Origin of the sequence: Rhizobium sp. 18055, from assembly GCF_902706285.1 — a bacterium.
GTDB lineage: Bacteria > Pseudomonadota > Alphaproteobacteria > Rhizobiales > Rhizobiaceae > Rhizobium.
Window position 1 is genome coordinate 103299 of the sequence record NZ_CACSKD010000010.1, and the last position, 13386, is coordinate 116684.

Sequence of the window (13386 nt, forward strand, 5' to 3'; positions counted from 1 at the left end):
GCGGATCCAGTATCTTCAAGCAATGACCGCAGCGCACGCGCCCATGACGCAGTGTCGCAGCCGGCCTGAAACAGGGCCAGACGCGGTTGCAACCAGCGCCAAAACACCGCAAAACCGAACCTCGGCGATCATGACGAAGGAATCGGTATTTCATGGAAAGCATCAGCATTTCGTTGATCTTGCTGTTTGCAGTGGTCGTCAGCGGAACACTCACCAGGCTCTCTCCGATCCCCATACCCCCGCCACTCGTGCAGATCGCCCTTGGCGCCGTCATCGCCTCCGTGGCCGATCTCGGCGTCACGCTCGATCCGGATCTGTTCTTCCTGCTTTTCCTGCCGCCGCTGCTGTTTCTCGATGGCTGGCGCATCCCCAAGGAAGGCCTGTTGCGCGACAAGGGGGTCATCCTCGAGCTGGCACTCGGTCTCGTCATCTTCACCGTGCTCGGTGTTGGCCTGCTGATCCACCTGCTGCTTCCCTCGATGCCGCTTGCCGTCGCCTTCGCACTTGCCGCCATCGTCTCGCCGACCGATCCGATCGCGGTCTCGGCGATTGCCGCCCGCGTGCCGATCCCCAACCGCCTGATGCACATCCTCGAAGGCGAATCGCTGCTCAACGACGCGTCCGGCCTCGTCTGCATGCGCTTTGCCGTTGCCGCCGCCCTGACCGGCACTTTCTCGCTGTTCGATGCGGTCGGCACCTTCTTCTGGGTGGCAATCGGCGGCATCCTGATCGGCGTCGGCATCACCTGGCTGATCATGCAGGTCCAGCGCTTCCTGACCCGCCGGCTGGGCGAGGAAACCGGCTCGCAGATCCTCATCAGCCTGCTCATCCCATTCGCAGCCTACCTGATCGCCGAACATCTGGAATGCTCCGGCATCCTGGCCGCCGTCGCCGCCGGCATCACCATGAGCTTCGCCGAACAGAGCGGCAAGGCAACGGCGATGACCCGCGTCCGCCGCACCGCCGTCTGGGACACGGTTCAGTTCGCCATGAACGGTGTCATCTTCGTGCTGCTCGGCGAGCAATTGCCAGAGATTGCCGCCGGTGCCATTCATGTCGTCCGCGAAACCGGCCACTACGACCCGCTGTGGCTGATCGTCTATGTCATATCAATCAATCTGGCGCTCGGCCTGCTGCGTTTCGTCTGGGTCTGGATCTCGCTGCGCTTCACGCTCTACCGCGCCGCCCGCAGCGGCGTGCAGTTCACCCGGCCGAGCTGGCGCCTCGTCGCGGCCACCTCGCTGGCCGGCGCCCGCGGTGCGATCACACTCGCCGGTGTTCTCACACTGCCGCTCACCATGGGCGACGGCTCGCCCTTCCCCGGCCGCGATCTGGCGATCTTCCTCGCTGCCGGCGTCATCATCGTCTCGCTGCTCGCCGCCAGCATCGGCCTGCCCTTCCTCCTGAAGAACCTCGAAATCCCCGCCGAACCCTCCCACCAGCAGGAGGAAGACGAGGCCCGCATCAAGGGCGCCGAGGCAGCGATCAAGGCCATCGAAGCCCTCCAGCACGACATGGGCGAAGGCCGCGCCGACGCCGACCTCTACGCCGATGCCGGCGCCCGCCTGATGGACATCTACCGCCAGCGCATCGACGGCCGCTCCAAGACCGGCGACGACGCAACGCTTGCCCGCCGCATCGACGAGATCGAACGCAAGCTGCGCCTCGCCGGTGTCAAGGCCGAACGCGCCGAATTCTTCCGGCTGGCAAAGGGCCGCAAGCTCTCCGAGGATCTGATGAAGAAGCTGGTCCGCGAGGCCGACCTGGCAGAAGCAAGGTTCGCCGGCTCCTGACGGGTTGGGGGAGCTGTAGGGCGGTGGCCGCTGTAGGGCTGCGGGCGCTGTGGCACGACGGAGTTGCCGCAGGCGTGTTGCGATGGCCCGCCAAGGTTGCGATTGAAGTGCCCCCCTCCCTCTCTCCCTACATGCCTGTGCGGCACATAAGGCCCCAGGGGAAGCGCAAGCTTCTCCCCCGGCGAAGTTGGGTGTGGATGCAGAGGGACCTGAGTTGCGGACATAAACCGCTGAACGGGGCGCTGGGACGCGCCACCTAAATTCTACTCGATCGCGGCAATTTCCAGCGCCCCGTCCGCCAGGACAAGGGGGGTGCGCGCCACGGCACGACATGACCGTCCGCAGCAGACGCCAGGCCAGCGCCAACCCTCCCCCCCCTCTTCGCACCTGCAAAACATTTTTCTGCAAAGCACAACAAAATGATTTGAATACTATCGAAATTCCTTGACGAAGGATATATGACACCGCTGTGGCTTGCTGCACGCTCCCTCCCAGAGCGCCCCGCCGAGCCGCCGCCGGCCCGTTTCAGCAACGGCTTTCAAAGGAAAATATCCGGCGTCCACAACAGGAGGTATAAAAAGTGGCTGGTATCATTACGAATAATGCCGCGACGGCACGCTCGGCGTCGTCCCCGTCTTCCCCGGCGGCCAACTATCAATTTGCACTGATTGCACTGACATCGCTGTTCTTCATGTGGGGTTTCATCACCTGCCTGAACGACATCCTCGTTCCGCATCTGAAGAACGTCTTCCAGCTGAACTACACGCAGTCGATGCTCATTCAGCTGTGCTTCTTCGGCGCATACTTCATCGCTTCGCTTCCATCAGGCGCGCTGGTCAAGCGCATCGGCTATAAATGGGGCATCGTGCTCGGCCTGATCATCGCGGCCATCGGTTGCGCGCTGTTCATCCCGGCCGCCAGCTATCGCGTCTACGGCCTGTTCCTCGGCGCGCTGTTCGTTCTGGCAAGCGGCGTCACGCTGCTCCAGGTCGCAGCCAATCCCTACGTCACCGTGCTCGGCCCGCCGGACACCGCCGCCAGCCGCCTGACGCTGACGCAGGCCTTCAACGCCCTCGGCACCACGCTCGCCCCGATGTTCGGCGCCTTCCTGATTCTCTCGGCCACCACAGCAGCGGTTGTCGGCGCCACGCCGGAACAGCTCGACGCCGTCAAGATCGCCGAAGCCGGCGCCGTCAAGTTCCCCTACATGCTGCTTGCCGCCGCCTTCCTGGTGCTTGCCGCAATCTTCGCAGCCCTGAAGCTGCCGCAGGTCGAGAGCGACGATGATCTCGAGCCGATCACCGGTGGTGGCTCGGCCTGGCAGTACCGCCATCTGGTGCTGGGCGCCGTCGGCATCTTCGTCTATGTCGGCGCTGAAGTCAGCATCGGCAGCTTCCTCGTCAACTTCATGAGCCAGCCCGATATCGCCGGCTTCTCCGAAGCCGACGCTGCCCACTACGTCTCCTATTTCTGGGGTGGCGCCATGATCGGCCGCTTCATCGGTGCCGTCGTCATGCGCTACATCGACGATGGCAAGGCACTGGCCTTCAACGCAGCCGCGGTCATCATTCTGCTGCTGGTGACGGTGTTCACGACCGGTCACGTCGCCATGTGGTCGATCCTGGCCGTCGGCCTGTTCAACTCGATCATGTTCCCGACGATCTTCAGCCTCGGTCTCTACGGCCTTGGAAAATACACCAGCCAGGGCTCCGGCATCCTATGCCTCGCCATCGTCGGCGGCGCGCTTCTGCCGGTCATCCAGGGCGTTCTTGCCGATACCATCGGCATTCACCTCGCCTTCCTGATGCCGATCGTCTGCTACGCATACATCGTCTTCTACGGCCTGAAGGGCCACCGCCCTGTTGGATCGCTGGCCTGATCCACAGAATTGCGCTTCGCCGCCCCCGCGGCGAAGCGTTTCCACCCTTGCACCTTCGACCCCGGCTTGGCATGTTGCTATGCAACAATAGGTGGAGAAATAGCCATGAAGGCCTTACTGCTGATCGACATCCAGAATGGATTTTGCCCTGGCGGCAACCTCGCCGTTCCAGATGGCGACAAGGTTGTGCCGATTGCAAACCGGCTGATCCAGAGCGGCAGCTACGATCTGATCGTTGCCTCGCAGGACTGGCATCCCGAAGGCCACGGCAGCTTCGCCTCCTCCCACCCCGGCAAGCAACCCTTCGAACTGCATGTTCTCTCCGGCAAAGAGCAGATGATGTGGCCCGACCATTGCGTCCAGGGCACCAGGGATGCGGAACTGCATCCTGATCTGCGGGTGCAGGAGATCGACCTGATTTTGCAAAAGGGCGAAAATCACCACGTCGATAGCTATTCGGCCTTCCGCGACAACGACCAGCATGCCATCACCGGCCTGTCCGACTTCCTCAAGGAACAGGGCGTCACCGATCTCGACCTCTGCGGCCTTGCGACGGATTACTGCGTCAAGTTTTCGGCGCTCGATGCGCTGCAGATGCTTCCCGGCACCAAGGTGCGCTTCATCGAGGATGCCAGCCGCGGCATCACCCCGGACGGTGTCGCCGCAGCAATCGAGGAGATGCGCGCAAACGGCATCGGCATCGTCAACAGCGCCGACATCATCTCATCCTGATCAGGCATCATCGAGCGCTCCGATCGGCTGCAGCCGATCAATCTGTCGCATCGCGCTGCATTTGATAGACGTCGTCGGAAAAATCGTCGATCCGCCGCGCCAGCGCTGCCTGTGCATCGTCGATGCCTTGCCGGTAGTAGGCAGCTCCCACCTCCCTGGCGAAAAAATCGAGTACCAGCTCCGCTTTCAGCAGCCCGATCGGCTGGTCGAGTTCGCTGTCGAAATGATGCTGGATGCGGGCAATCAGCGCCGCCTTGTCGTCCTTGGAAAATTCGATCGGCTTCATCATCCCCCCTATGTTTCACGCCATTACACCGGGATCGTTCAGCGAAATCGATCGGTCAATCAAGGAAATTCGTTTGCAGCAGACAAGGTCGCCGCCTAGAGGATTTCGAAACTTCCACAAGGATGATCGCCGATGAGTCGCGCGAACTTTATCGACGGGCTGCGCGGCGGTTTTCCCATTGCACTGGCCTCTGCCCCGTTCGGCGCCCTGTTCGGCGCGCTGGCTGCCGATCACGGCATGTCGCTGCTCGAACTGACCTTCATGAGCGCCACGGTCTATGCTGGCGCCAGCCAGATGGTCGGCATCGAGTTGTTCGGCCATGATGTCCAGGCCTGGCTGATCGTCGCCTCGATCCTCGCCGTCAACTTCCGCCACGTGCTCTATTCGGCGGCGATCGCGCCCTACATCAGGCATTTCACCAAGGTGCAGAAGTTCTTCACCTTCTTCCTGCTGGTCGATCCGCAGTTTGCCGAAACGGTCAAGCGCGGCGAGGCCGGCAAGCCGGTGACCTTTGCCTGGTATCTCGGCTTCGGGATCATCATCTATATCCCGTGGACGATCGTCAGCCTGCTCGGCGGCGTGCTCGGCCGCTACATCGGCGACCCCAAGTCGATTGGGCTCGATATCCTGCTGCCGGCCTATTTCCTCGGCATCGTTCTCGATTTCCGCCATCGCGACAATTTCGTGCCGGTTGCAGCCGTCAGCGCCGTCGCCTCGGTCATCGCCTATCACTACGTCGGCTCGCCCTGGCATGTCAGCCTCGGTGCTGCCGCCGGCATCCTGCTTGCCGCCCTGTTCCCGCCGCCGCCAACGGCACAGGAACTCGAATCCGACCTGCACGAGGTGTGATGTGACTTTCGATCTTCACATGATGCTGATCATCCTCGCCGCCGCCGCCGCCACCTACGCGACGCGCATCGGCGGCTACATCCTGATCACCAAGATGAAGCGCATCCCGCCGCGCATGGAGGCAGCGCTCTCGGCCGTTCCTGCCGCTGTTCTGACGACGCTCGTCGCCCCCGCCTTCTTCAACGGCGGCTGGGAAATCAAGCTGGCGCTGGTCGTGGCCCTGCTCGTCGGCCTGCGCATTTCCCACACCTGGATGCTGGTTGCTGCCTGGGCCGTCGTCATGGCGTGGCGCCACACGATCGGCGCCTGACGCGGCGACCGCACACACGGTCGCCGGTCTCTTCGGCTCGAAGCCCTTTAGTATTCCAGCGGCAGCGTCGCATTCTCCAGCCACGCCTTGACGTCGTGGTCGTGGATCAGCGGCATCAGCGCCTCGCGGGTTCTGACGTGGTAATCGTTGAACCAGTGCAGCTCGTCATGATCAAGCAGCTCGGGGATGACGAGATTGCGGTCGATCGGGCAGAAGGTCAGCGTCTCGAAGCTGCGCACCGGCGTATCGCCGCCCTCCACGATTTCAGCATCGCGCACATAGATCAGGTTCTCGATGCGAATCCCGAAGGCGCCCGGCCGGTAGTAACCCGGTTCGTTGGAGAGAATCATCCCCGGCAACAGCTCCTGCGTCGACATCCGCGAGATCCGCTGCGGCCCCTCGTGCACCGAGAGATAGGAGCCGACGCCGTGGCCGGTGCCATGGCCGAAATCGGCCCCTGCCCGCCACAGCGCGATGCGTGCCAAAGGATCGAGATCGCATCCGCGGGTGCCCTTCGGGAAACGCGCGGTGCTGATCTGGATCATGCCCTTGAGAACGAGCGTAAAGAACCGCTTCTGCTCCTCGGACACAGTCCCGACACCGACCGTGCGGGTAATGTCGGTCGTGCCGTTGATGTATTGCGCGCCGGAATCGATCAGGAACAATTCGCCGGCTTGGAGCTTGCGGTTGCTCTCCGTCGTCACCCGGTAATGCATGATTGCCGCATGCTCGCCGGCACCGGAAATCGTGTCGAAGGAAATGTCCTTCAGCGGGTTCTGCATGCTCTGGCCAACCTTGGCGCGCGCCGCTTCCAGCTTCCCCGCCACCTCGATCTCGGTGACCGTCCCGGGCTTGGTCTGCGACAGCCAGCACAGGAACTCGACCATCGCCGCCCCATCCTGCAGGTGTGCCGCAGCCGAACCGTTAATCTCGACATTGTTCTTCACCGCCCGCGGCAGCTTCGCCGGATCATTGCCCTCGACGACAATCCCACCCGCAGTGCGGATGATCGTGGCCAGGCCGTAGGAGGTCAGATCCGGATCGACCAGCACCCGGCCGCCTCCCTTGGAAACTGCGCCAAGCCGCTCCCCGAGCGCCGATGGCGGCAGTTGCGCGCACAGCTGCGCCAGATAGGCTTCCTGCTCGATCCCGGTCTTGCGCTTGTCTAGAAACATATCGGCCTTGCCGTCGGCATAGATGATGGCACGGGCCAGCGGATGCGGCGTATGCGGCACGTCGGCACCGCGAATGTTGAAGATCCAGGCAACGGACGACGGATCGGCGATCAGCACCGCCTTGAGGTTCTTGGCAGCAAGATCGGCGGCAATAGTCGCGATTTTATCCGTAGCAAGCACGCCGGCCTGCGCGACGTTGTGGATCGCCACCTGCCCGAGCGGCTCCTGCGGCCGGTCGCTCCAGAGCTTGTCGAGCGGGTTGTGAGGCAGGATCACCAGCGTCCCGCCGATATCGTCAAGCGCCTTCTCCAGCCGTCTCACCTCTGCGCCGGAATGCAGCCACGGATCAATGCCGAGGCGCAGCCCCTTGCTGCCATGGTGAGCGATCCACAGATGCGCCGGCTCGTTGACCAGATCGCCACCGGTAAACACCGAACCATCGACCTGCTCGGCCAACTGCGTCACGTAACGCCCATCGACGAAAACGATCGCCTCGGACCGCGTCACCAGTGCCATCCCGGCCGAGCCGGTAAAGCCCGTCAGCCACGCCAGGCGCTCGGCGCATGCAGGCACATATTCGCCATTGAACTCGTCCGCCCTGGGGACAAGGAAGGCATCGATGGCCAAATCGTCGAAACTTGCACGCAACGCAGAGGTGCGATCGCGGCCGAAATGTGGCGTGGAGGTGACTTCGAAAGACTGGTACATGCTCAAAAACCTGATGTTTGGCCCAACATTTATACGAATCCGACAGGCCGGATGACCGCTATGTTACCGGAATTTCACGGAAACGGGAGAAAAACGCAGCGCCTGCAAAGGCCGGGAACCGCGTAATAATTGGGCGGAAATGAGGCCTGATTTTCCGGTTTGGCACGCTTTATGCATTGGCTGCATGGCTCCCATGAGACAAACCCTCTGCCTGAACTTTATTCAATCGTTTATAAGGCGATTATCGAATGGTTCGGGATGAACCGGAAGCAAAAAGGATTTTTAAAATGACTGCCTCTCTGTCGCGCTCCGCTTACAGCAGCCCGGTACAGGCTGGCGAGCGCCAGACCGTCCGTCATATCATCGGCTCGCGCCGCCCGCTGAACGTCGATACACTGACGATGCTGGGCAGCGGCAACACCGTTACGCGCCACAAGGGCGCAACCAGCTACGCATTCTGAGCAACTCGCCGCTCCGCTCTCCTCCCCCCTCACCGGAACGGCGGTCAGAATAAGTAGACGCCTGCTCGAGTTCTCCTCCTCATCGGACTCGCAGGCATGACCGGGAAACCGGTCGCAAGGCGGTGCCATCGGCGCCGCCTTTTCTTTTTGTCGTCAACGCAGGCGATCAAAACGAGAAAGCCCCGAGCGTCTGCCGACGCCTCGGGGCTTTGCAAAATTCGATCAGCTTCGATGGAACGCCTCAGGGGCGATCGAGATGGATCGTCACCCAGCCATTGCGCCAGATCGTCCTGACATGCCGCATATGAGCGCCATTATAGGCCGCCAGCACCTTCCAGCGCTGCGACGCCAGAATACCCGACAGGATCACCGATCCGCCCGGCGCCAGATGCGTCACCAGCTGCGGCGCCATCTTGATCAGCGGCCGCGCCAGGATATTGGCGATGATCAGGTCGAACGGACCATGATTGGAAAACGCCGTCGAATGAAAACCCGGCGCCGTCTCGGTGACGATGCCTGACGCAATGCCGTTGCGGCGCACATTCTCGGCGGCAACGCGTGTGGCGATCGGATCGATGTCGGTGGCCAGCACCGGAATGTTCTTCAGCTTACGCACCGCAATCGCCAGTACGCCGGAGCCGGTGCCGAGATCGAGCGCATTCAGCACCCGGCGCGAGCGAACCACCCGGTCGATCACCTCGAGGCAACCCGCCGTCGTGCCGTGGTGGCCGGTACCGAACGCCTGCCCCGCATCGATCTCGATGGCGATATCGCCGGAGCGCACCTTGTCGCGGTCATGCGAGCCATGCACCAGGAAGCGCCCTGCCCTGACGGGCTTCAGCCCTTCCAGCGACTTCGCCACCCAGTCGATCTCGGGGATGACCTCGCGCTCGACGGCCATTTCAGGAAACGCCCGCGACAGCGCTTCCTCGACACGGCTACGCACCGCGTCCTCGTCCTCGCGCATCATATAGACGGAGGCTTCCCAGATATCCTTCTTCTCGTCGATCTCGGTGGTGGCGATCGCGACGTCTTCTTCGCCGAACACCTCCGACAGGAGATCGAGGACTTCCCCGGCTAGGACTTCGGTGGTCGTCACATAAAGGCGGATTTCACTCAAGGTCGGTATTCCCAGTTACAGCGCGCCATCGATCCATGGCGGTGACGGCGTATCATAACCTGAGACACCGCGAAGCAATTTTCGTGAGACTGCAGGTAGTCTGAAAAGCACCGGCACTGCAATATTGCGGATCGAAATTGCCAGCGGATTGCGCATCGTGAACAGTGTCGTCAGCTGCCGCGTCTGCTTCAGCACGGTTTTCACCGCCGGCATTCGCAACCTGTTGTAATCGCCTTCCCGTCCCTCGGAGATCAGCCACGCCAGCCAGCAGGCATCCTCGATCCCGAGGTTCATGCCGCGTGCGCCAGCCGGAGAATGGATATGCGCCGCGTCACCCGCCAGAAACACATTGCCCTTCGACATGGTCTCGACATGGCGGAAATGAATGCGGAAATTGGATGCCCACAGCCGCTCGGCCACCGGCGCCGGATGCTCGATCCTGCTTTCGAAATCCGGCAGCGTCGAGATATAGCGCAGCACGTCCCGCTCGACCGGCAGCCTGCCGATCATGCCAGGGTCGAACAGCTGCATCTCGAAGAAATGCGGATCGATCTCTCGCTTGTAGCGAAAGTCGGCCAGATAGAAGCTGCTCTCCAGCGCCTCGCCGGGAAAGCCGATGCCGAGAGCCTTGCGCACCGCCGAATGGGCACCATCCGCACCGATGACGATGTCGAATTGGGCTGTCTCGACCGAACCATCCGGCTTTCGCAACGTAACCACAGGTTTCTGGAGATCGCCGGAGACCGTCTCCAGCACCGTCTGCCACTCCGGATCGACCTCGTAGTCGTCGAGCTTGCCGAGCAGCAACCGTTCGGTATGCCCCTGTGCCAGCGCATGGATCGCGCTGTAGCGTCCGGGCACCTTGGTGGTATCGAGCACCGCCAGTGGCTTGCCATTGGCCACCATCCGGAACTGGGCGATCTGCTGGGCCTCTTGCAGGATGGCGTCGGTCACCCGCGATGCCGCCAGCAATGTCAGCGTTCGGGCATTGACCCCGAGCGCCCGGCTTTCGACGAGCGGGACGGTGCCGGTGTCGTTATCGACGATCCGCGGACGAAAGCCGCGCCGTGCGAGTTCCAGGGCAGCCGTGAGCCCGGTCGTGCCGGCGCCTGCAATCAGAATGCTGCGATGCCCCGGCGCCATGATCTCATCCCTTGTTGGCGAGGTTCTCCAGCTTTTTTACCGCCGTATCGGGATTTTCGCCATAGGCGATCGTACCGGCGAACCGTCCGGCCGAATCGAGCAGGAATACGGAAGCCGTGTGATCCATGGTGTAATCACCACCAGGTTTATTCTCATCGAGCGGCACCTTCTTGGCGTAGACCCGGTAACCCTTGATCACATCGGCCACCTTGTCGGGCGCGCCGGAGATGCCGACGATCCGCTTGGAGACGTTCGAGACATACTGGTTCATGACATCGGGCGTATCGCGCTCCGGATCGACACTGACGAAATAGGCGCGCAGCTTGTCGCCATCGGGATCGACCTTCTTCAGCCAGCCATCCAGCTCGAACAGAGTTGTCGGGCAGACCTCGGGGCAATGGGTAAAGCCGAAGAACACAGCCGATGGCTTGCCACGGAACGCCTGCTCGGTGATCGGTTGACCATTCTGTGCCGTGAGTGTGAACGGCACGCCGAACGGGCCGTCGGACATCGCTTCCTTGGTCTTCGTCACATTCAGTGTCAGCCAGCCCAGAATGCCGGCCATCAAAAACACGGCAACCCAGACGGCAATGCGCACAGTCTTCATCGATCAAATTCCTCACCCGGGGAGATCCATCCCTGATCCCCGCCTGATATCGCGTCGCACCAAGGCATGCAATTCAACAACGCGTTTCGAGCCCGTGATGAATTGCCCCACCCCTCAAGTCTTGGACCCGAAAGCGGTCAAACATAGCATTCTATTTCTGCAGGAACACATCACCCCCAATGCTTTCAATGTGTTAGTTCGTTAGGAAATACTTAAAAAGTCATGGGTATATTTAGCCCCGGATAGAACGCTCACCGTTCAACTGACATGACGTCTGGCTGGAGACTTGATCCCGCATATCCGCTTGCAGGCGAATGAAAACATAACCGCGCCTCATCGCGGAGGGGATAGTCTTCACATGACAGATATGACGGTGCGCAAAAGCCTCTCTGTAAGTCAGAGGCTCGGAACGCTGGCGGGCGCGGCATTCATCGGCTTCGGCGCGATGATGGCGGTTGGATGGTATGAGAACACGGTTGTTCGCGGCGCCCTGGACAGGGCCAACGAAATTCAGGCAAGCGTGGACTACATCAACGAGATGCGCACCGCGAACCTGACGCTCATTCTCGCGGCGATGGACACCATCGTCGATCGTGACGACAAGGTCGTTGACCCGGAGCGCCTGAAGCTGATGAACGATTCTCTGGGCAAGCTTTCGAGCGGATCCAAGGAGATGCGCCTGCTCGCCGACGAGATGAACGCCGGTGCCCTCGTCTCAGGCTACGATGCAGATGTCGCCCTTCTCAAGCAGAGCATAACAATCGACCTGAAGGCTGCCGTCGAATCAGGCGCGTCGGACAGCGAGTTCGACAGACTTGATGACACCATCGACAAGGGCGGCGACAAGCTGATCGATACGCTCGACAAGCTTGCAATGGACGGCGGCGGCATTGCCAAGAAGCGCGTCGCACAGGCAAACGAAATCTCGCAGCACGCCGTCTATATTCAGATCGGCCTCGGCATTATCGCGCTGCTGTGCATGGCCACCCTGCAATACATTCACGGCGGCTCCATCCGCCGCGGCATCGAGGCCGTGCGCAAAAGCATGCAGCAGATCACCAACGGCGATCTCGACAGCGATGTGCCGGCCACCGATCGCGGCGACGAGATCGGCGACATGGCCCGCGCCGCCCAGGGCTTCCGCATCGCAGCCATCGAAAAGCGCGCGCTGGAAATGAGCAGCGAAAGCGAGCGCCAGCAGACAGATGCCGAGCGACGCAGTCGCGACGCCGCCAAGCTTGCCGATACCGAAGCCCTCAACACCACCGTTAGCCTGCTCGGTCAGGGGCTGAAGCGCCTCGCTGCCGGCGACGTCACCGTCACCATCGACCAGCCGTTCAAGCAGGAACTCGAAAGCCTGCGCAGCGACTTCAACCAGACCACGGCGACGCTGCGCCAGGCCATGACCGACATTGCCCAGAACGGCTCCTCGATCCAGGCCAACAGCCGCCAGATGCGTTCGGCAGCCGACGACCTCGCCAAGCGCACGGAGCAGCAGGCTGCCTCCCTCGAACAGACCTCTGCCGCCCTCAACCAGATCACCTCCTCGGTGCGCAATGCGACCGACCGCTCCGAAAGTGTCGGCAAGATGGTTGCCCATACCCGCCAGAACACCACCAAGTCGGACATTGTCGTTACCGACGCCATGGCGGCGATGGAGCGAATCGAAGGTGCCTCGCGCGAGATCGGTATGATCATCAACGTCATCGACGAGATTGCCTTCCAGACCAACCTTCTGGCGCTCAACGCAGGCGTCGAGGCTGCGCGCGCCGGTGAAGCCGGCAAGGGATTTGCCGTCGTTGCCCAGGAAGTGCGGGAACTGGCCGGTCGTGCCGCGGGTGCAGCCAAGGATATCAAGACCTTGATCGGAAAATCCGGCGCCGAGGTGAAGATTGGCGGCGAGCTCGTGACCGCTGCCGGCCAGGCTTTGCGCGAAATTGGCGAAGATGTTTCGCGGATCGACGAACATGTTAAATCAATCGTAACCTCTGCACGCGAACAATCAGTCGGACTGAACGAGATCAATACAGCGATCAGCCAGATGGACCAGGTCACGCAGAAAAACGCGGCCATGGTGGAAGAGACGAACGCGGCGAGCCACACGCTTGCCACGGACGCCGACAACCTGATCCAGCTGATCAAGACGTTCAAGATCGGCGAGGGCATGAACGCCCGACACACGCCGCGGGAAGCATCAGCAGCCTCGCATCCGAAATCATCTCCCGCACGGGCTCTCATGGGCAAGGTCGCGGGCGCATTCAGTGGCGGCGGTGCCGCAAGAAACATGGCCGCTCCGGCCGGAGATAACTGGGAAGAATTTTGA

The 13386-nt window shown here is 61.7% G+C and carries 12 protein-coding genes; 7 read left to right on the plus strand and 5 right to left on the minus strand.

Annotation, left to right across the window (positions count from 1 at the left end):
• Window positions 1–152 precede the first annotated feature (152 nt).
• From GVL52_RS17880 to pncA, 3 genes are all read left to right on the plus strand, one after another.
• Window positions 153–1793: a Na+/H+ antiporter gene (locus GVL52_RS17880; RefSeq protein WP_160009543.1), complete on the plus strand. Its 1641-nt coding sequence runs from the start codon at window positions 153–155 to the stop codon at window positions 1791–1793.
• 592 nt (window positions 1794–2385) lie between these two features.
• Window positions 2386–3672: a sugar MFS transporter gene (locus GVL52_RS17885; protein ID WP_160009737.1), complete on the plus strand. Its 1287-nt coding sequence runs from the start codon at window positions 2386–2388 to the stop codon at window positions 3670–3672.
• Between the two features lie 105 nt (window positions 3673–3777).
• Window positions 3778–4404, plus strand: coding sequence for a bifunctional nicotinamidase/pyrazinamidase (gene pncA / locus GVL52_RS17890; protein ID WP_160009545.1), 627 nt, complete (start codon window positions 3778–3780; stop codon window positions 4402–4404).
• Window positions 4405–4441: 37 nt separating this feature from the next.
• On the opposite strand, the gene GVL52_RS17895 is transcribed toward pncA, so the two are convergent.
• On the minus strand, window positions 4442–4690 hold the full coding sequence (locus GVL52_RS17895) for a DUF2164 domain-containing protein (protein ID WP_160009547.1): 249 nt from the start codon (window positions 4688–4690) through the stop codon (window positions 4442–4444).
• A gap of 132 nt (window positions 4691–4822) precedes the next feature.
• Between GVL52_RS17895 and GVL52_RS17900 the strand changes: the two genes are divergently transcribed.
• Both GVL52_RS17900 and GVL52_RS17905 read left to right on the plus strand, forming a co-directional pair.
• Window positions 4823–5539: an AzlC family ABC transporter permease gene (locus GVL52_RS17900; RefSeq protein ID WP_160009548.1), complete on the plus strand. Its 717-nt coding sequence runs from the start codon at window positions 4823–4825 to the stop codon at window positions 5537–5539.
• A 1-nt stretch (window position 5540) separates the two neighbouring features.
• The gene (locus tag GVL52_RS17905; protein WP_160009550.1) at window positions 5541–5849 is read left to right on the plus strand and encodes an AzlD family protein; all 309 of its coding nucleotides are present in this window, start codon (window positions 5541–5543) and stop codon (window positions 5847–5849) included.
• A gap of 47 nt (window positions 5850–5896) precedes the next feature.
• On the opposite strand, the gene GVL52_RS17910 is transcribed toward GVL52_RS17905, so the two are convergent.
• On the minus strand, window positions 5897–7732 hold the full coding sequence (locus GVL52_RS17910; RefSeq protein WP_160009552.1) for an aminopeptidase P family protein: 1836 nt from the start codon (window positions 7730–7732) through the stop codon (window positions 5897–5899).
• Window positions 7733–8019: 287 nt separating this feature from the next.
• Here GVL52_RS17910 and GVL52_RS30425 point away from each other — a divergent pair, with 287 nt between their 5' ends.
• Window positions 8020–8193: a hypothetical protein gene (locus tag GVL52_RS30425; protein WP_200847848.1), complete on the plus strand. Its 174-nt coding sequence runs from the start codon at window positions 8020–8022 to the stop codon at window positions 8191–8193.
• 241 nt (window positions 8194–8434) lie between these two features.
• On the opposite strand, the gene GVL52_RS17915 is transcribed toward GVL52_RS30425, so the two are convergent.
• Genes GVL52_RS17915 through GVL52_RS17925 form a run of 3 tightly spaced genes read right to left on the minus strand, consistent with a single transcriptional unit; the run spans window position 8435 to window position 11063 of the window.
• The gene (locus tag GVL52_RS17915) at window positions 8435–9313 is read right to left on the minus strand and encodes a 50S ribosomal protein L11 methyltransferase (protein ID WP_160009554.1); all 879 of its coding nucleotides are present in this window, start codon (window positions 9311–9313) and stop codon (window positions 8435–8437) included.
• Between the two features lie 15 nt (window positions 9314–9328).
• Window positions 9329–10456, minus strand: a complete 1128-nt coding sequence (locus GVL52_RS17920) for an NAD(P)/FAD-dependent oxidoreductase (protein WP_160009556.1) — start codon at window positions 10454–10456, stop codon at window positions 9329–9331.
• 4 nt (window positions 10457–10460) lie between these two features.
• On the minus strand, window positions 10461–11063 hold the full coding sequence (locus GVL52_RS17925) for an SCO family protein (RefSeq protein ID WP_160009558.1): 603 nt from the start codon (window positions 11061–11063) through the stop codon (window positions 10461–10463).
• 358 nt (window positions 11064–11421) lie between these two features.
• Between GVL52_RS17925 and GVL52_RS17930 the strand changes: the two genes are divergently transcribed.
• Window positions 11422–13386 carry a methyl-accepting chemotaxis protein gene (locus GVL52_RS17930; protein WP_160009560.1) on the plus strand — a complete coding sequence of 655 codons (1965 nt, stop codon included), beginning with the start codon at window positions 11422–11424 and terminating at the stop codon, window positions 13384–13386.